Origin of the sequence: Duganella sp. BJB1802, from assembly GCF_013369445.1 — a bacterium.
GTDB lineage: Bacteria > Pseudomonadota > Gammaproteobacteria > Burkholderiales > Burkholderiaceae_D > Rugamonas > Rugamonas vulcania_A.
Map to the genome: position 1 here is coordinate 1 of NZ_JABWEF010000017.1, position 18,423 is coordinate 18,423.

The 18,423-nt window shown below is 61.9% G+C and carries 20 protein-coding genes; 3 read left to right on the plus strand and 17 right to left on the minus strand.

The genetic code is table 11. From position 1 onward, the window contains the following. From HUX88_RS23675 to HUX88_RS23715, 9 genes are all read right to left on the minus strand, one after another. Window positions 1-1,587: methyl-accepting chemotaxis protein (locus HUX88_RS23675; RefSeq protein ID WP_176363361.1), on the minus strand; the 1,587-nt coding region annotated here is incomplete at its 3' end. Window positions 1,588-1,738: 151 nt separating this feature from the next. Next, a complete protein-coding gene (locus HUX88_RS23680) occupies window positions 1,739-2,671 on the minus strand; it encodes a CysB family HTH-type transcriptional regulator (RefSeq protein WP_117011706.1) in 933 nt (310 codons plus the stop codon). After that, window positions 2,668-3,738, minus strand: coding sequence for a sulfate/molybdate ABC transporter ATP-binding protein (locus tag HUX88_RS23685; RefSeq protein ID WP_117011707.1), 1,071 nt, complete (start codon window positions 3,736-3,738; stop codon window positions 2,668-2,670). The genes HUX88_RS23680 and HUX88_RS23685 overlap by 4 nt, the downstream gene beginning before the upstream one ends. Window positions 3,739-3,742: 4 nt before the next feature. Continuing rightward, window positions 3,743-4,627, minus strand: a complete 885-nt coding sequence (cysW, locus tag HUX88_RS23690) for a sulfate ABC transporter permease subunit CysW (RefSeq protein WP_117011708.1) — start codon at window positions 4,625-4,627, stop codon at window positions 3,743-3,745. Further along, window positions 4,627-5,499 (minus strand): sulfate ABC transporter permease subunit CysT, encoded by an 873-nt coding sequence (cysT, locus tag HUX88_RS23695; RefSeq protein WP_176363362.1) that lies wholly within the window; start codon window positions 5,497-5,499, stop codon window positions 4,627-4,629. Before cysT ends, cysW begins: the two co-directional genes overlap by 1 nt. A gap of 110 nt (window positions 5,500-5,609) precedes the next feature. Beyond that, a complete protein-coding gene (locus tag HUX88_RS23700) occupies window positions 5,610-6,383 on the minus strand; it encodes a sulfite exporter TauE/SafE family protein (RefSeq protein ID WP_117011710.1) in 774 nt (257 codons plus the stop codon). A 99-nt stretch (window positions 6,384-6,482) separates the two neighbouring features. Continuing rightward, entirely contained in the window at window positions 6,483-7,121 is a 639-nt protein-coding gene (locus HUX88_RS23705; protein WP_117011711.1) for a peroxiredoxin, read from the minus strand. A gap of 99 nt (window positions 7,122-7,220) precedes the next feature. Next, the gene (locus HUX88_RS23710) at window positions 7,221-8,222 is read right to left on the minus strand and encodes a sulfate ABC transporter substrate-binding protein (RefSeq protein WP_176363363.1); all 1,002 of its coding nucleotides are present in this window, start codon (window positions 8,220-8,222) and stop codon (window positions 7,221-7,223) included. Window positions 8,223-8,320: 98 nt separating this feature from the next. Beyond that, window positions 8,321-8,704, minus strand: coding sequence for a diacylglycerol kinase (locus HUX88_RS23715; RefSeq protein ID WP_117011713.1), 384 nt, complete (start codon window positions 8,702-8,704; stop codon window positions 8,321-8,323). A 103-nt stretch (window positions 8,705-8,807) separates the two neighbouring features. Between HUX88_RS23715 and HUX88_RS23720 the strand changes: the two genes are divergently transcribed. Then, a complete protein-coding gene (locus HUX88_RS23720; protein WP_117011714.1) occupies window positions 8,808-9,587 on the plus strand; it encodes an IclR family transcriptional regulator in 780 nt (259 codons plus the stop codon). On the opposite strand, the gene pbpG is transcribed toward HUX88_RS23720, so the two are convergent. From pbpG to HUX88_RS23735, 3 genes are all read right to left on the minus strand, one after another. Beyond that, window positions 9,569-10,633 carry a D-alanyl-D-alanine endopeptidase gene (gene pbpG, locus HUX88_RS23725; RefSeq protein ID WP_176363364.1) on the minus strand — a complete coding sequence of 355 codons (1,065 nt, stop codon included), beginning with the start codon at window positions 10,631-10,633 and terminating at the stop codon, window positions 9,569-9,571. The two genes, HUX88_RS23720 and pbpG, sit on opposite strands and share 19 nt — an antisense overlap. 147 nt (window positions 10,634-10,780) lie before the next feature. Then, entirely contained in the window at window positions 10,781-11,476 is a 696-nt protein-coding gene (locus tag HUX88_RS23730; RefSeq protein WP_117011715.1) for a nitroreductase, read from the minus strand. Between the two features lie 11 nt (window positions 11,477-11,487). Next, window positions 11,488-12,396 (minus strand): DMT family transporter, encoded by a 909-nt coding sequence (locus HUX88_RS23735; protein ID WP_117011716.1) that lies wholly within the window; start codon window positions 12,394-12,396, stop codon window positions 11,488-11,490. On the opposite strand from HUX88_RS23735, the gene HUX88_RS23740 reads away from it, so the two are divergent. Beyond that, window positions 12,395-12,676, plus strand: a complete 282-nt coding sequence (locus HUX88_RS23740; RefSeq protein ID WP_147330337.1) for a hypothetical protein — start codon at window positions 12,395-12,397, stop codon at window positions 12,674-12,676. The genes HUX88_RS23735 and HUX88_RS23740 overlap by 2 nt on opposite strands. Before the next feature lie 43 nt (window positions 12,677-12,719). Continuing rightward, on the plus strand, window positions 12,720-13,280 hold the full coding sequence (locus tag HUX88_RS23745) for a phasin family protein (protein ID WP_116990480.1): 561 nt from the start codon (window positions 12,720-12,722) through the stop codon (window positions 13,278-13,280). A 109-nt stretch (window positions 13,281-13,389) separates the two neighbouring features. Here HUX88_RS23745 and HUX88_RS23750 read toward each other — a convergent pair whose 3' ends face one another. The 5 genes from HUX88_RS23750 to HUX88_RS23770 are packed head-to-tail and all read right to left on the minus strand — an operon-like array spanning window position 13,390 to window position 18,181. Then, window positions 13,390-14,457 (minus strand): hypothetical protein, encoded by a 1,068-nt coding sequence (locus tag HUX88_RS23750; protein ID WP_147330338.1) that lies wholly within the window; start codon window positions 14,455-14,457, stop codon window positions 13,390-13,392. Window positions 14,458-14,517: 60 nt separating this feature from the next. Next, window positions 14,518-15,240 carry an ABC transporter ATP-binding protein gene (locus tag HUX88_RS23755; RefSeq protein ID WP_176363365.1) on the minus strand — a complete coding sequence of 241 codons (723 nt, stop codon included), beginning with the start codon at window positions 15,238-15,240 and terminating at the stop codon, window positions 14,518-14,520. After that, window positions 15,240-16,010 carry an ABC transporter ATP-binding protein gene (locus tag HUX88_RS23760; protein ID WP_176363366.1) on the minus strand — a complete coding sequence of 257 codons (771 nt, stop codon included), beginning with the start codon at window positions 16,008-16,010 and terminating at the stop codon, window positions 15,240-15,242. The genes HUX88_RS23755 and HUX88_RS23760 overlap by 1 nt, the downstream gene beginning before the upstream one ends. Window positions 16,011-16,021: 11 nt before the next feature. Beyond that, a complete protein-coding gene (locus tag HUX88_RS23765; RefSeq protein WP_117011719.1) occupies window positions 16,022-17,239 on the minus strand; it encodes an ABC transporter ATP-binding protein in 1,218 nt (405 codons plus the stop codon). A gap of 12 nt (window positions 17,240-17,251) precedes the next feature. Continuing rightward, window positions 17,252-18,181, minus strand: coding sequence for a branched-chain amino acid ABC transporter permease (locus HUX88_RS23770; RefSeq protein WP_117011720.1), 930 nt, complete (start codon window positions 18,179-18,181; stop codon window positions 17,252-17,254). Between the last annotated feature and the right edge of the window lie 242 nt (window positions 18,182-18,423).

The following is an 18,423-nucleotide window of genomic DNA, read 5'->3' on the forward strand; positions in this document are numbered from 1 at the left end:
GGGGGGGCGCGCAGGGGGCGCCGACGGCTGCCCGGCCAGCTTGAACACGCTGACCGCCTGCGCCAGCAAGTCCGCCTGGTCGCGCATGCTCTGCGCGGCCGCGGCGGCCTCCTCCACCAGCGCGGCGTTCTGCTGCGTCACGTCGTCGATCGAGACGATGGCTTGATTGACCTGTTCTATCCCCGTGCTCTGCTCGCTGCTGGCGGCGCTGATCTCCGTCATGATGTCGGCCACCTGCTTGACCGCCTTGACGATGCCGTCCATCGTCGCGCCGGCCTGATCGACCAGCAGCGATCCCGCATCCACCGTTTGCACCGAGCGTGCGATCAAATCCTTGATCTCCTTGGCGGCGCTGGCCGAACGCTGCGCCAGCGTCCGCACCTCCGAGGCCACCACCGCGAAGCCGCGTCCCTGCTCCCCGGCACGCGCCGCTTCCACCGCCGCGTTCAGGGCCAGGATGTTGGTCTGGAAGGCGATGCCGTCGATCACGCCGATGATGTCGACGATCTTGCTGGAGCTTTCCTTGATCGCGCCCATCGTGGTCACAACCTGGCCCACCACCTGCCCACCCTTGGTGGCGAAGTCCGACGCCGCCAACACCAGCTTGGTGGCCTGGCGCGCGTTCTCGGCGTTCTGCGTCACGGTCGAAGTCAACTCCTCCATCGACGACGCCGTCTCCTCCAGGCTGGACGCCTGCTGCTCGGTGCGGCTCGACAGGTCCAGGTTGCCGCTGGCGATCTGGTTGGACGCGGTGGCGATGGTGTCCGTGCCGGAACGCACCTGGCCCACGGTGCGCGCCAGGCTGTCGTTCATGTCGATCAGCGCGCGCAGCAACAGGCCGGTTTCATCGGTCGTGTCGCACTCCATGCGCGTGGTGAGGTCGCCGCCGGCCACCGCCTGCGCCATGCCGACGGCGCGGTTCAGCGGCTGGGTGATGCTGCGCGTGATCCAGTACAGCACCCACGACGCCAGCGCGGTCGCCATGACCGTCAGCAGTATCATCGTGTTGCGCGAGCCGGCATAGGATTGCTGGGCCACGACGCTGGCGTCCGCCACCGCCGCGTTCTGGAACTTGACCAGCTCGGTAAGCGCGTTCAGGTAGGCGGTTTGCTCCTTGCGCACCGCGCTCAGCAGATAGCTGACCGACTCGTCGCGTCTGCCGCTGTCGGCCGACATCTTGAGAAAGTTGGCCTGCACCACCGTGTACTTGTCGCGCGCGTCCAGCACGGCTTGCAGCTTAGCCTTGCTCTGCGGGTCTTCATCGTCGGCGATCAGCGTGGCCAACTGGTCGAGGCGGGCGGCGTTGTCGGCCTTGCGCTGCTCCACCCGCGCCAACTCCACCTTGACGACCTCGGGATCATTGGACAGCATGGCATTGCGCATGGCGCGCGCCACATCGTTCAAGCCGCCTATTGTTTCGTAACCCAGTATGACCTTGGGTATCTTGTCGGCCGCCAGATCCTGGGTGTTGTTATTCAACTTGCCAAGATTGCTGATGCCGATCACCGAAATGCCGACCATGAACACCATCGACACGCCCAGCCCGGCAGCCAGCCGCGCCCCTATTTTCCAGTTTCCAATACGCATTTACGTGCTCCCCAGAGTAAGACCATCGGACTTAAATTCTTGGTTGCTGCAAACTAGTTTTGAGTTTGAGTATAGGATCAATCAGGCATGCCAAATGGAAAAAATCAGCAGACTGTTCGATGGCCGCCACAGCTGAGCCTGCATCCCCAAATCAGGACAACTCCCCGCCGCTCAAGGCCGCGTCGATGTCGGCGCGGGTCAGGTCCGGCGCGAATTCCTGGATGAAGTGGTAGGCGTAGGAGCGCAGGTAGGCGCCGCGCCGCACCGCCAGCCGCGTGGTGTTCTGCGCGAACAGGTGCGACGCCTCCACCGCGCGCATGCCCTTGTCGCGCCCGTGGTCGAAAGCCATCGAGGCGACGATGCCCACGCCCAGTCCCAGCGCCACATACTGCTTGATGACGTCCGAGTCCATGGCCGTCAGCACGATGTCCGGCTTGACGCCGGCGCGTTCGAACGCGGCGTCGATGTGGCCGCGTCCGGTGAAGCCGATGTCGTAGGTGATCAGCGGGAACTCGGCCAGGTCCTCCAGCCGGATCGGCGAGCGCGCCAGCAGCGGATGGCCGTCCGGTACCACGATCAAATGGCTCCAGCGGTAGCAAGGGAAAGACACCAGGTCGGGGAATTGCGACAAACCCTCGGTGGCGATGCCGATGTCGGTCTTGCCGGACAAGATCCATTCGGCGATGTGCTCGGGCGCGCTCTGCTGCAGGGCGATGCGAACGTCCGGGTAGGCCGCGCGGAAGCCCTGCACCACTTTCGGCAGCGCATAGCGCGCCTGCGTGTGGGTGGCCGCCACGCTCAGGGTGCCGCTCTGCTGGCCGGTGTATTCCAGGCTAGCCTGCTGCAGATTCTCGGCCTCGATCAGCAGGCGCTCGATGATCTTCAGGATGCCCTTGCCCGGCTCGGTCATGCCGGTCAGGCGCTTGCCGTTGCGTTCGAAGATCACCACGCCCAGCTCGTCCTCCAGCTCGCGGATCTGGCGGCTGACGCCGGGCTGCGAGGTGAACAGCGCATTGGCCACTTCGGTCAGGTTGTAGCCACGGCGGGCCGCTTCGCGGATGGACCGCAGTTGTTGGAAATTCATATGGCCACTCCGGCATCGACAAAGACATGCAGGCGCTTGGGGCGCACCACCAGGGTTTCGCCTTCCTTCAATTGCAGAAGGCTGTAACGTTCATTCGACATCACCGCCTCGATCAACTCGGCGGTATCGCTGCGCTCCAGGTCCAGCTGGGCCAGCGGGCCGATCGCATGCGCGCGGCGCAGCTTGACCACGATGCCTTCCGCCCCCGGCGTGTAGCGGTCGATCTCCAGGTCGTGCGGACGCACATAGGCCGTGCCCTTGCCGTCGGCCTGCGGCTGGCCCGGCACGGCGAAGGACGCGTCGCCGCTGGCCAGCACGCCGTCCTGCACGCGGCCGTGGAACATGTTCACGTTGCCGAGGAAGCCGTACACGAACGGCGAGGCCGGATGGTTGTAGACCTGGTCCGGCGCGCCGATCTGCTCGACGTTCCCCTTGTTCATCAACACCACCTGGTCGGCCACTTCCAGCGCCTCCTCCTGGTCGTGCGTGACGAAGATCGACGTCACATGCAGCTCGTCGTGCAGGCGGCGCAGCCAGCGGCGCAGTTCCTTGCGCACCTTGGCGTCGAGCGCGCCGAACGGCTCGTCCAGCAGCAGCACGCGCGGCTCGACCGCCAGCGCGCGCGCCAGGGCGATGCGCTGGCGCTGTCCGCCCGACAGCTGCGGTGGATAGCGGTCGGCAAGCCAGTCCAGCTGCACCAGCTCCAGCAGCTCCTTGACCTTGCGGCGGATCTGGTCTTCCGACGGCCGCTCGGCGCGCGGCTTGACGCGCAGGCCGAAGGCGACATTCTCGAACACGGTCATGTGCTTGAACAGCGCGTAGTGCTGGAACACGAAGCCGACCTGGCGCTCGCGCACGTGGCGGTGGGAAGCGTCGCGGTCGTCGAGCAGCACGCGGCCCGAGTCGGGATGTTCGAGGCCGGCGATGATGCGCAGCAGCGTGGTCTTGCCGCAGCCGGATGGCCCCAGCAGCGCGGTCAGCTCGCCCTGCGGAAAATCCAGCGACACATTGTTGAGGGCGACGAAATCGCCGAAGCGTTTATTGATGTTGATAACTTCGATGGTCATGGCATTACTCCGTTGGACGCGCGTCGTCGGCGATCGATTCGTTCAGGCGCCAGGCGATAAAGGATTTCAGGGCCAGCGTCACCAGCGCCAGCAGGGCCAGCAGCGAGGCCACGGCAAAGGCGGCGGCAAAGTTGTATTCGTTGTAGAGGATCTCGACCTGCAGCGGCACGGTGTTGGTCTCGCCGCGGATGTGGCCGGACACAACCGACACCGCGCCGAACTCGCCCATCGCCCGCGCGTTACACAGGATCACGCCATACAGCAGGCCCCACTTGATGTTGGGCAGCGTGACGCGGCGGAAGGTGTCCCAGCCGGACGCGCCCAGCACGATGGCGGCCTCCTCCTCCTCGCTGCCCTGCGCCTGCATCAGCGGGATCAGCTCGCGCGCGACAAACGGGAAGGTGACGAAGATGGTGGCCAGCACGATGCCCGGCACCGCGAACAGGATCTTGATGTCGTGCGCCTGCAGCCACGGGCCGAACCAGCCCTGCGCGCCGAACAGCAGCACGTAGATCAGGCCGGAGATTACCGGCGACACCGAGAACGGCAGGTCGATCAGCGTCAGCAGGATGCTCTTGCCGCGGAACTCGAACTTGGCGATGCACCACGAGGCCGCCACGCCGAACACCAGGTTCAGCGGCACGGCGATCACCGCCGTGATCAGCGTCAGCTTGATGGCAGAGATCGCATCATCCTCGATGATGGCCGCCGCGTACGCCTCCCAGCCCTTGCGGAAGGCCTCGACAAACACCGCCACCAGCGGCACGAACAGGAACAGCGTCAGGAAGGTCAGCGCGATCGCGATCAGCACGACGCGCACCCACCAGGGCTCCAAGGTGTGCGGCGCCGGCGCGCCCCGGCGCGTGGTTGTGGTTGGAATGGCGCTCATTATTTCCCCGACTTTCCGCGAGCCCAGGCTTGCAACAGGTTGATGGTCAACAGCATGACGAAGGACACCACCAGCATCACCACGGCGATCGCGGTGGCGCCGGCGTAGTCGTACTGCTCCAGCTTGGTGACGATGAACAGCGGCGTGATTTCCGACACCATCGGCATATTGCCGGCGATGAAGATGACCGAGCCGTACTCGCCAGTGGCGCGCGCGAAGGCCAGCGCGAAGCCTGTCATCAGCGACGGCAAGATGGTCGGGAACACCACGCGGGTGAAGGTTTGCCAGGCATTGGCGCCCAGGCTGGCGGCGGCCTCTTCCAGTTCGCGCTCGGCGTCCTCCAGCACCGGCTGCACGGTGCGAACCACGAACGGCAAGCCGATGAAGGTCAGCGCGACCACCACGCCGACCGGCGTGAACGCCACCTTGAAGCCCAGCGTGCCTTCGAGGAAGCGGCCGAACCAGCCGTTGGCCGAATACAGCGCGGTCAGCGTGATGCCGGCCACGGCGGTGGGCAGCGCGAACGGCAGGTCGACCAGCGCGTCGATGATGCGCTTGCCGGGGAACTCGTAGCGCACCAGCACCCAGGCGACGATGCCGCCGAACACCACGTTGACGAAGGCGCCCAGCAGCGAGGCGCCGAAGGTCAGCTTGTAGGAGGCGACCACGCGCGCCGACGTCACCGCGCTCCAGAAGCCGTCCCAGCTGAGGGTGAAGGTCTTCAGGAACACGGCCGACAGCGGGATCAGCACGATCAGCGTCAGGTAGAAAATGGTGAAGCCCAGCGACAGCCGGAACCCTGGCATGACGCGGAAAGGCGCGCCCCGGGCGGCGGCTGGCGCCGTGGCGGGCGCAGCAAGAACTGCAGACATGTATGCTCCCTTATTACAAATTCTTCTATAAGGGCTGCATAATCTCATCAAGGCTTCATATTACAAACGAAGCATTTTTCATTTGGTTAGACGCTAAAGCTATATGGATTTTAAGACACCAGCTTGGCCGCGACCGCGACCAGGGTGAAGGCCAGCAAGCCGCGCAGCAGGCGCTCCGGCACGGCGCGCGCGGCGTAGGAACCGATGGTGATGCCGGGCAGCGAACCGACGAGCAAGGTCAGCAGCAAGCTCCAGTTGATCGAGCCCAGCCACCAGTGGCCGATGGCGGCGATGGCCGTCAGCGGCACGGCGTAGGCGATGTCGGTGCCCGCCACTTCGGCGGCGCTCAGGCGCGGATACAGCATCACCAGCAGCGTCGCGCCAATGGCGCCGGCGCCGATGGAGGAGATCGTCACCAGCGTGCCCAGCACGGCGCCCGCGATGATGGTGGCGATGGTCAGCGCGCTGCCCTGCAGCTGGCGCGACGGCTCGGCCATGATCCAGGTCAGCATCTTGCGCTTGAACATCAGCGCGACCACGGTCAGCATCACCGAGCCCGCGATCATGTAGCGGATCACCAGGCCGATTTCCTTGTTGAGCGTGCCGAAATGTTTGAGGGCCAGGCTGGCCACCAGGGCGGCGGGCAAGGCGCCCAGGCAGAGGCGGCGCACGATTTCCCAGTGCACCGTGCCGCGCATGCGGTGGGTGAAGGTGCCGACGCCCTTCGTCAGCGAGGCGAACGCCAGGTCGGTGCCGACCGCCACCGCCGGCGACACGCCGAACAATAGCGTCAACAGCGGCGTCATCAACGAGCCGCCGCCCACGCCGGTCATGCCGACCAGCAGGCCGACAGCGAAACCAGATGCGACAAAGGACAAATCCATGCAAATCCCCAAGAGTAGATCGCAGAGTACCTACTCTAAGGGAATATCCAAACAACGCAATCCTTATTTGCTTATATGCATTTCCTTGCAAAAGCGAACTTACTTGTTCGGCTGCGGGGTGACGCGCAGGTAGGGACGGGCTGCGGTGTAGCCCTTGGGATACTTCTGCTTCAGTACGTCCGGGTCCTGCACGGTCAGCGGAATGATGACGTCGTCGCCGTCTTTCCAGTTGCCTGGAGTGGCCACGGTGTAACCATCGGTTAATTGCAAAGCGTCGATTACACGCAACACTTCGTCAAAATTGCGGCCGGTGCTCATCGGGTAGGTCAGGCTCAGGCGCACCTTCTTGGCCGGATCGATCACGAACAAAGTACGCACGGTGGCCGTGGTCGAGGCGTTCGGGTGGATCATGTCGTACAGCGTCGAGACTTTACGGTCGGCGTCGGCGATGATGGGGAAGCCCACCACGGTGCCCTGGGTTTCCTCGATGTCCGAGATCCAGGCCGTGTGCGACTCGGCCGGATCGACCGACAGCGCGATGGCCTTGACGTTGCGCTTGTCGAATTCGGGTTTCAGCTTGGCGGTCAGGCCCAGCTCGGTCGTGCAGACGGGAGTGAAGTCGGCCGGGTGCGAGAACAACACCACCCAGGAATTGCCTGCCCACTCGTGGAAATGCAGCTTGCCGATGGAGGAATCTTGTTCAAAATCAGGGGCGGTATCGCCCAGTCGTATCGTCATAATCAGCTCCGTAAGGAAAAGGGGTTCAGGTGGACGTGAAGGCACTATTCTGCGCCTTTTCTGCTAAAAAATACAACGTTTCAAGGCCTTCCGTCCGGCTTACTTGGGCTGGTAGATCTGGTCGAACAGGCCGCCGTCGGCGAAGTGCACCTTCTGGGCCCTGGTCCAGTCGCCGGCCACGTCGGACAGCCTGAACAGCTTCACGCTAGGGAACTGGGCGGCGTATTTCTTCGCCTCCTTTTCCACGGCCGGACGGTAGTAGTTCTTGGCGATGATTTCCTGCGCTTCATCGGTGTAGAGGAAGTTCAGGTAAGCCTCGGCCACCTTGCGGGTGCCGCGCTTGTCGACCACCTTGTCGACCACCGCCACCGGCGGCTCGGCCAGGATGGACACCGACGGCGCGACGATGTCGAACTTGGCCGGGCCCAGCTCCTTGACCGCCAGCAGCGCCTCGTTTTCCCAGGCGATCAGCACGTCGCCGATGCCGCGCTCGACGAAGGTGGTGGTGGCGCCGCGCGCGCCGGAATCGAGCACCGGCACGTTCTTGTACAGCTTGCTCAGGAAGTCCTTGGCGGACGCCTCGCTGCCGCCGGGCAGGCGCAGTGCGTAGCCGTAGGCGGCCAGGTGGTTCCAGCGGGCGCCGCCGGACGTTTTCGGATTCGGGGTGATGACGGCGACGCCGGGCTTGACCAGGTCGTTCCAGTCCTTGATGCCCTTGGGATTGCCCTTGCGCACCAAGAACACGATGGTCGAGGTGTACGGCGTGCTGTTGTGCGGCAGCTTTTTCTGCCAGTCCGGCGCCAGCAGCTTGCGCTCGGCGATGGCGTCGATGTCGTAGGCCAGCGCCAGCGACACCACGTCCGCCTCCAGGCCGTCGATCACGGCGCGGCCCTGCTTGCCGGAGCCGCCGTGCGATTGCTTAATCTTCAGCACGTCGCCGGTCTTGGCTTTCCACTCCTTGGCAAAGGCGGTGTTGACATCCTGGTACAGCTCGCGCGTCGGATCGTAGGAGACGTTGAGCAAGGAGACTTCGGCGGCCAAGGCTGGCGCGATGGCGGTGACGGCAAGAACGGCAGCAGCGAGTAGTTTTTTGGACAGCATCTGATTCCCCTGGTAATGAAGGTCTTCAGATTAAGACTGTCCTTTATAAATGAGAACTAAGCTTTTAGCAGTTCAATATACCCAAATCTTATATAGGTTCAATAAAAGCGGTTGAACAGCACCACGCCCCAGGCGCCGGCCGCCAGCAGGCAGGTCAGCAACACGGCCGCGCTGCCGAAGTCCTTGGCGTTCTTGGACAGCGGATGGCGCTCCAGCGATACCCGGTCCACCACCGCCTCGATGGACGAATTGATCAGTTCCACGATCAAGATCAGCATCAGCACACCGATCAACATCAATTTTTCAAATGCCGAGATGCGCAGGATCAGCGCGATGAGGGTGCCGACCACGAACACGCTCACTTCCTGGCGGAACGCATGTTCATGCCGCCAGGCCGATTTAAAGCCGTCGATCGAGTATAAAAAGGCCGAAAAGATACGTTTCAGGCCACTCTTGCTCTTGAATTCGCTCACTGGTTCCATGAATAAGCCACAAATTGAGAATGTATCATTATGCATCAATTCCCATTTTTTTCACATTATGGTATAAAGTATCTATCGCATACTGCACCGCACCAACCACATCATGAAAATCGAAACCGTTCCAGAGCAAAAGACCACTATCCAGGTGATCGAGCGCATGGTGGCGCTACTCGATGCGCTGGCCAAATATCCCGACCCCGTGAGCCTGAAGGAATTATCCAAGGTTTCCGGGCTACACCCCTCCACCGCCCACCGCATCCTCAACGACATGGTGCTCACGCGCTTTGTCGACCGCATCGAACCGGGCACCTACCGGCTCGGCATGCGGCTGCTGGAATTGGGCAATGTGGTCAAGAGCCGGCTGTCGGTGCGCGAGGCCGCGCTGGATTTCATGCGTGCACTGCACAAAAAAACCCAGCAGACCATCAACCTGTCGGTCCGCCAGGGCGACGAGATCGTCTACATCGACCGCGCGTTCTCGGAGCGCTCGGGCATGCAGGTGGTGCGCGCCATCGGCGGCCGCGGTCCGCTGCACCTGACCTCGACCGGCAAGCTGTTCCTGTCGGTGGACGAGCCGAAAGCCATCCGCGCCTACGCCACGCGCACCGGCTTGGCCGGCCACAACAAGAATTCGATCACGGATCTGGTCAAGCTCGAACGCGAGCTGAACCTGGTGAAATCGCGCGGCTACGCGCGCGACAACGAGGAGCTGGAGCTGGGGGTGCGCTGCATGGCCGCCGGCATCCACGACGACAGCGGCAAGCTGATCGCCGGCCTGTCGATCTCGGCGCCGGCCGACCGCCTGCAGGACGAGTGGCTGGAAGACCTGGTCGCGACCGCCAACCAGATTTCCGCCACGCTCGGTTACATTCCGGTCGAATAAGCCGCCGGTGCGCTGAGGCCGGCCGGCTTCAGCGCCTCCAGCCATTTGCGCATGCGGCCGGCATCGGCGGTGCGCGACTGCTTGCCCTTGGAATCGAGGAACACCATGATCACCGAGCGGCCTTCGATCACCGCCTGCATCATCAGGCAGCGCCCCGCTTCGTTGATGAAGCCGGTTTTCTGCAGGCCGATCGCCCAGTCCGGGCTGGCCACCAGGTGGTTGGTGGTGCCAAACTGCATCGGACGGCCGTTGGTTTCCACCATGGCCTTGGCGTCGGTCGAGTACTGGCGCAGGATGGGCTGCTGATACGCCGCCATCGCCAGCTTGGCCAGGTCGCGCGCGCTGGCCACGTTCATTTTCGACAGGCCGCTGGAATCGACGTAGTGCGTGTCGACCATGCCCAGTTCGCGCGCCTTGGCGTTCATCGCCTCGACAAACGCCGGCTTGCCGCCCGGATAGTTGCGGCCCAGTGCCGAGGAGGCGCGGTTTTCCGAGCTCATCAGGGCGATGTGCAGCATGTCGGCGCGACTCAGCTGGGTGCCGACCTTCAGGCGCGAGCTGCTGAACTTTTCGCGGTCGACGTCCTCGTCGGTGATGGTCAGGATCTCGTCCATGTTCTGCTTGGCTTCGACCACGATCAGGCCGGTCATCATCTTGGTGATCGAGGCGATCGGCAGGGCGACGTTGGAATTCTTTTCAAACAGCACTTCGGAATTGGCCTGGTCCAGCACCAGCGCCACGTTGGACTTGAGGTCCAGCGGATCGTGCGTCATGTTCAGGCCGGCGAGATCGCCCATGGTCGGCACCGGCGGCGCGGCGACGATCAGGCGCTGGTACACCACCTTGCGGCGGCCGTGGACCATGACCACGCGCTTGACCACGCGCTCGCCCGGCTCGGCGGCGGCCACGCGCACCGGCCCACGGGCCTTGACCTTCTTCAGATGGTGTTTTTTCGGAGCGCCATCCGCCGCATGGGCGGCCGTAGCGGTGAGCGCCGTGGAAGCGAACATCAGCGAAATGAGCACACTCAAAGCTAGTTTAGACATCATATCCCCGAAAAAAGCACTGCACAGAAAGCGAAAGTACTGTTGCAGTTTAGCAAAACACCGGACAAGCGCAAGCAAATTTAACATTGAGAGCATCGATGGTTGCGTCGATGCAATAGCGCTCGGTACGCTTTGGACAAACTAGTGCTAACCAACAAATTTAACAAATTCTTCAACCGCCATCCGCTCGGTGACCAGCGAGTTTTCGATTTTCGAACTGTCGGCGTAGCCGAGCGCCATGCCGCACACGACAGTTTCATTGTCCGGCAAACCCAGCTCCTTGCCTATGATTTTATGATACTGGGTAAAGGCCGCCTGCGGACATGTATCGAGCCCCCTGGCGCGCGCCGCCACCATGATATTTTGCAGGAACATGCCGTAATCGAGCCAGGAACCCTGCTCCATGATGCGGTCGATGGTAAAGATGAGACCCACCGGCGCACCAAAAAATTCATAATTGCGTCCATGTTGCGCGGCCATGCCGGCCTTGTTGTCGCGCGTCAGGCCCAGCAGCGCATACAGGTCCCAGCCCACCTTGCGGCGGCGATCGATGAAGGGCGAGACCCATTCGCGCGGATAGTAGGCGTATTCCTCGGTGTGCTGCCGGGCCTGCTCGGGATCGTTGTGGGCGGCCAGGATCGCCGACGACAGTTGCCGCTTGCGCTCGCCGTCCAGCACGTAGACCTTCCACGGCTGGGTGTTGGTGCCGGACGGCGCGCGTGCCGCCACCTGCAGGATCTGCGCGACGTCCTCGCGCGCCACCGCCTGCGGCAGGTAGGCGCGGATCGAACGGCGGCTGGTGATGGCGGCGTCCACCGCTTGCTGGTCGGGAGTGGAAATCATGGGCCCTCGCTTTATCTGGTTTTCTTGACTACAAATATCACACCGGTGACCGCCAGCGCCATCCCCGCTATGCCGAGGGCGTTGAACGCCTCGCCGAACATCAGCCAGGCCATGACGGCGGTGGTGGGCGGCGTCAGGTACAGCAAGCTGGTGACTTGTGTGGCGTCGCTGCGGCGTATCAGCGCGAACAGCAGGAAGATGGCGCCGATCGACAAGCCCATCACCGACCACAGCAAGGCGCCGATGAAGCGCGGAGTCCACTGCACCGCAGCAAAGTCGGGCCCCAGGCCTTCGAAAAAGACCGCCAGCGGCAGCACCACCACCAGCGAGGCGGCGAACTGGATCACGGTGCCGGTGCGCAGGTCGAACTGCGGGCAATTGCGCTTCTGGTACAGGGTGCCGGCGGTGATCGACAGCAGCGCCAGCACGCACAGCAGGATGGCGTCGACCGGCAAGCCGGTCAGCTTGATCTTGGCTGCCACCACCAGCCCCACCCCGGCCAGGCCGAAGACCAGTCCCAGCCACTGCCGTGGCCGGACCCGCTCGCCGATCAGCGGCGCGGCGAAGGCGGTCAGGATGGGCTGCATGCCGACGATCAGCGCCGACAAGCCGGCCGGCATGCCCAGCTTGATGGCGCACCAGACGCCGACCAGATAGCCGGCCTGCACCAGCAGCCCGGCCAGCGCGATCTGCCAGATCTTGCCGTGCGGCCAGGGCGCCTTCAGCAGCAACACGGCCGGCACCAGGAACAGCAGCACGCCCAGGAAGCGCATCACCAGGAAGGTCAGCGGCGGCGCATACGGCAGGCCGAACTTGGCGACGATGAAGCCGCTGCTCCACAACAACACGAAAAACAGCGGCAGCGGCGACAGGAAAGTAGCGTGTTTGACGGGTACGGCGGCACTGGAGGTGTTGGACATGGATGAGCCGGTCAAACCTGCTTGCAAAATGAAAGGAAATCGGCGCCGGTTTGCGGCGCCGACTCGACAGCATGCAAGTCTATCACGGCAGGGGTTTCGTCACCGGCCACGCTGCATTTTCCCTGGGGAAATGCTTTCTTCCGGCCAGAGTCGGTTCTTTGATGCAACGCACAAAAAATCGCTTGACTTAATTTTTGAAGGCCGTAAAATCGGGTTTGTTGCGTTGCACAATTTGTTGTTCGGTCTGAAACGTGGATTGCCTGTTTCTCACCGGCTGTAGAAACAGCAGTACTTAATCAATGACTACTTTCCTGGAGATTTAAATGTTTTCAATCCCTGAGCAATTTTCCAATGCGACCAAAGCTAACTTTGAAGCTCAATTCGCGATTTTCTCGGCCCTGACCAACAAGGCTTTCGAAGGCGTGGAGAAGTTCGTCGACCTGAACCTGACCGCTGCCAAGGCATCGCTGGAAGAGTCGTCGATCACCACCAAGCAACTGCTGTCGGCCAAGGATCCACAAGAATTCTTCTCGCTGGCTTCGGCGCAAGCCCAGCCTAGCGCAGAAAAAACCATCGCTTACGGCCGTCACCTGGCGACCATCGCTTCGAGCACCGGCGCTGAATTCAGCAAAGCTGCTGAAACCCAGATCGCTGAAACCAACCGCAAAGTCATTTCGCTGGTGGAAGAAGTGAGCAAGAACGCCCCGGCCGGTTCGGAAAACGCCGTCGCCATCCTGAAATCGGCCATCGGCAACGCCAACGCCGGCTACGAGCAGTTCGCCAAGACCGCCAAGCAGGCTGTCGAGTCGATCGAATCGAACCTGACCTCGGCCGTGAACCAGTTCACCGCCGCTGCCGCCAAAGCTGCTCCAGCCAAGAAGTAATCAAGGAATACCGGCGCGGTAGGGTGCCGGTTCTTTGCTGGCGTTGCTTAACGCCTCCCTTAAAGCTCCATGTGCGCCCAACGCCACACGGAGCTTTTTTATTTGAAATTTAGAATGCGAAGTCGGAAATGCTGGAGCCGTCCGACGCAGTGACCGCAGTCGCAGTCACTGCTGAACCAGCGCCGAATTTGCTAACATTATTAATCACATAAGCAACATGGCAGGCCCCCATGTACAGTCGATCATTATTTGGATCAAATGCCAAGGCGCCATCGCCGCAGTCGAAGGGCTGGCCTGGAAGAGTCAGCACGAGATTTGATGTAGAAGTGATAGGTGCAGTTGCAGGGTAAATGGGCATATCAACTGCAGTAACGCTAGCATTCTCCACGATGGCAATGCCACGCGTACCGTATCTTACAAACAAGCGGTCGTGAGCGGAGTCCAACGCTATATTCTGATTAAACTCGCCAGAATTCCGCGACGCCATCGACAGACGAATAATCTTATGGCCAATTCTTTGAACGTCCCCATCAGCCGTATCAATATTCGAATACACATTGATTATCTCTGAAGTACTATGATTGTCGCGGATATACAAAAGCCCGCGCTTGCTATCAATAGCAAGTTGGTTTCCGGAAATATTCTCGATGCGGCGCGTGGGGACTACAGTTCCACTTAAAGTGCTGGCATGGGAAAAAACTGACAAGTTGTAGTACCCAAGCACGTATAAGCTGTCGGTTTCCTTTACGTAGACCATTTTTCCTACCACACCTGCTATTGCGGGCGTAATTACTCGAGTAGGAGCCGTACCTGGGGCCATCGTGCTGGCGCTCTGGAAGACCGAAATAGATCTTCCGAAAGAAGCAAACAACAAATCATGACCAGCATCGTAGGCTATGGCATCTCCATAGGCATGGCCATAGTACATGTCAGCATTGACGCTATTAACGAGGATCGAACCAGAAAATACCCCCGGCTGCGGTGACAACGTTGGAAATGCCGCGATCAACTCGTTGGCCGAGTCTGCGACAAACAACATGTTTTTCGCAGACGTTGGTTGAGTTACGGTCGCACCACCTCCGTTGGAGGGCACTGCCCCATTCGAGCCACCACCACCACCGCAAGCGCTGAGCGCGACCAGAAGAGCACTTACGACGAACCCTGAAACTATTTTCATAATAACTAAATTTCCAAAATGGAAATATTTTATCAGAAAATAAATTCTCAGCCTACCCTGCTACTCGCCCAAGTAGGCGGCTTTGACGCGCGGGTCGTCCAGCATGTCCTTGGCGTTGCCGGTCATGGTGATGTTGCCCGAATCCATGACGTAACCGCGGTGCGCGGCCTGCAGCGCCAGCTTGGCGTTCTGCTCCACCAGCAGGATCGTGATGCCCTCTTTCGAAACGTTGCGGATCACTTCGAAAATCTTCTCGACCATGATCGGCGACAGGCCCATCGACGGCTCGTCCAGCAGCAGCAGCTTGGGATGCGACATCAGCGCGCGCGCCATCGCCAGCATCTGCTGCTCGCCGCCCGACAGCGTGCCCGCCATCTGCGCCGCCCGCTCCTTCAGGCGCGGGAACACGTCGAACCATTTGGCGATGTCGGCCTCGATGCCGGCCTTGTCGTCGCGGGTGTAGGCGCCCATCATCAGGTTTTCATGGATCGACATGCGGGTGAACACGCCGCGCCCTTCCGGCACCATGGCCAGCTTCTTCTCGACCAGGTGGAAGGACTTGCTGCCCTTCAGCGACTCGCCCTGATAGGTGACCGTGCCCTCGACCTTGCAAGGGGGCAGCGTGCCGGTGATGGCTTTCAAGGTGGTGGTCTTGCCAGCGCCGTTGGCGCCGATCAAGGCGACCAGCTCGCCCTGGTTCACCTCCAGGTCGATGCCTTTGACGGCCTTGATGCCGCCGTACGCGACTTTCAGTCCCGATACTTTAAGAACGTTGTCGCCCATTAGTGCGATCCTCCCAGGTAGGCGTCGATAACCGCCTGATTGCTTTGTATTTCCGCCGGCAGACCCTCGGCGATCGGCTTGCCGTATTCCAGCACCATCAGCCGGTCGCACAAGCCCATCATCATCTTGACGTCGTGCTCGATCAGCAGCACGGTCTTGCCTTCGTTCTTGATCTTGACCAGCAGCTCGCGCAGCGCCAGTTTCTCGGTGGCGTTCATGCCGGCGGCCGGCTCGTCCAGCGCCAGCAGCTGCGGATCGGTGGCCAGCGCGCGGGCGATTTCCAGGCGGCGCTGGTCGCCGTACGACAGGAACCTCGACGTGCGGTTGGCGAACTGGCCGATGCCGACGAAGTCCAGCAGCTCCTGCGCGCGCTTGCGGATAGACGCCTCCTCCTCGCGCGCCGCCTTGTGGCGGAACACCGCGCCGAACACGCCCTGGTGCGAACGCACGTGGCGCCCGACCATCACATTCTCCAGCGCGGTCATCTCGCCGAACAGGCGGATGTTCTGGAAGGTGCGGGCGATGCCGGCCTTGGCCACCGCATGCGGCGCGGACGGCGAATACGGCTTGCCGGCCAGCTCGAAGGTGCCGGTGTCCGGCTGGTACAGGCCGGTGATGACATTGAAGAAAGTGGTCTTGCCGGCCCCGTTCGGGCCGATCAGGCCGTAGATCTGGCCCTTCATGATCTTGATGCCGACATCGGTCAGCGCCTGCAAGCCGCCGAAGCGCTTGTTAACGCCGGCGATGTTGAGAATGACTTGTTCGCTCATGTATGCTTTCCTCAGGCCGCCATCGTGCCGGACGATTGATCTTTGGTGTCGGAGTCGCCGTCGGGCCGGTCCTCATGCTTGGGCGCGGGCCACAGGCCGGCCGGGCGGATCAACATCATCAACACCAGGGCCAGGCCGTACAGCAATTGACGCATCACCTCGGCCTCGATATAGACGTGGCCGAACAGTTGCTGCTGCACCGGTTCGACGATGTAGCGCAACACCTCCGGCAGCGCCGCCAGCAACGCCCCGCCCAGGATCACGCCGGGAATATGGCCGATACCGCCCAGCACCACCATCGCCAGCACGGCGATCGACTCGGTCAGCGAAAACGATTCCGGCGAGACGAAGCCCTGGAACGACGCGAACATCGCGCCCGCGATGCCGCCGAACGAGGCGCCCATCGAGAACGCCAGCAGCTTGACATTGCGGGTATTGATGCCCATCGCCTTGGCGGCGATCTCGTCCTCGCGAATCGCGACCCAGGCACGGCCCAGGCGCGAGTGCTGCAGGCGCGTGGTGACGAACACGATCGCCACGCACAGGAACAGGAACAGGAAGTAGTAGGCGTTCACCGACGGCATGGAAAAGCCGCCGATCACCACATTGGCGCGCGAACCCGCCTCGCCCGCCAGGTTGACCCCGAACACCCGGATCGGATCGATCATGTTGATCCCCTGCGGGCCGTTGGTGAAGTTGATCGGCTCGTTCAGGTTGTTCATGAAGATGCGGATGATCTCGCCGAAGCCCAGCGTCACGATGGCCAGATAGTCGCCGCGCAGCTTCAGCGTCGGGGCGCCGAGGATGGCGCCGAACAGGCCGGCCAGCGCGGCGGCCAGCGGAACGATCACCCAGACCGACAGGTGGATGCCGTTCTGCTGGATATCCGGCCCCATGATGGCGACCAGCGCGTTGCCGACGGTCGGGTATTCATTGATCATCGATTCCAGCAGGGTCGCGAACTGCGGCGAGGCCAGCAGGCCCGTCATGTAAGCCCCCAACGCGTAGAACGCGATGTAGCCCAGGTCCAGCAGGCCGGCAAAGCCGACCACGATGTTCAAGCCCAGCGCCAGCATGATAAACAGCAGCGCAACATCGACAATGCGTACCCAGGAGTTGCCGAACGGCGCGGCCAGGAACGGGAAGATCAGCAAGCCGATCACCAGGACCGCCAGGCTGGCGTAGGTCTTGCGCGGATTGCGGGCAAGGTCGAAATTCAAGATAGCCATGATATTCCTTTCTTACGCGCGGTCCGCGACGCGCTCGCCCATGATGCCGGACGGGCGCACCGTCAGCACCAGGATCAGCACGACGAAGGCAAAGATGTCCTGGTAGTGGCTACCGAGGAAGCCGCCCGTCAGTTCGCCGATGTAGCCGGCGCCCAGGCTTTCAACGAGGCCCAGCACGATACCGCCTATCATCGCGCCGTAGATATTGCCGATGCCGCCCAGCACAGCGGCCGAGAACGCCTTCAGGCCGGGCACGAAACCCATGGAGAACGAGATCGACGCATAGTTGGCGCCCCACATCACGCCGGCCAATGCCGCCAGCGCGGCGCCCAGCGCGAACGTGGCGACGATGACCTTGTTCGAGTCGACGCCCATCAGGCCGGCCACGCGCGGGTTTTCGGCCGTGGCGCGCATGGCGCGGCCCATCTTGGTTTTTTCCACCAGCAAAACCAGGCCGGTCATCGACAGCACCGCCAGCGCCAGCAACAACACCTGGGTCTGCGAAATCAGCGCGCCGCCCACCTTGACCGGGTCCGACGACAGCAGTTGCGGGAAGGCCAGCGGATTGCGGTTCCAGATCATCATGGCGAAGGTTTGCAGCAGGATCGATACGCCGATGGCGGTGATCAGCGGCGCCAGGCGCGGCGCATTGCGCAGCCGGCGGTAGGCCACGCGCTCGATCAGGACATTGACCGCCATGCAGACAGGAATGGCGCCGCCGATGGCGATCGCCAGCTTGACGTAGCCGGGCAGGCCCGGCGCGTATTCGTTGAGGTATTTGAGGATGGTCAGGCCGGTCATGGCGCCGATCATCAGCACGTCGCCGTGCGCGAAGTTAATCAGGTTCAGCACACCGTACACCATGGTGTAGCCCAGCGCGACCAGGGCGTACATGCTGCCTAGCACCAGTCCGTTAATAATTTGTTGGATAAAAGTATCCATGAAGAGTGCCTTTACTTTTTAGTTTTGCCTGCACAACCGGTTCAAGTAACAAAAACGGCACCCGGAGTAAAGTCTCCGTAGTGCCGCCGTTGACTACGCGTTCACGATGCAAATTCCGTGCCTGAACCGGTATTCGTCTCCTGCGTACCAAGCTCTCATTTATAAGCCTAAACGACAACTTTTTAAGAGCGAGGCAATGATAACGAGATTTTCGAAAAACTAACTGCGGAATAACGGGGAAA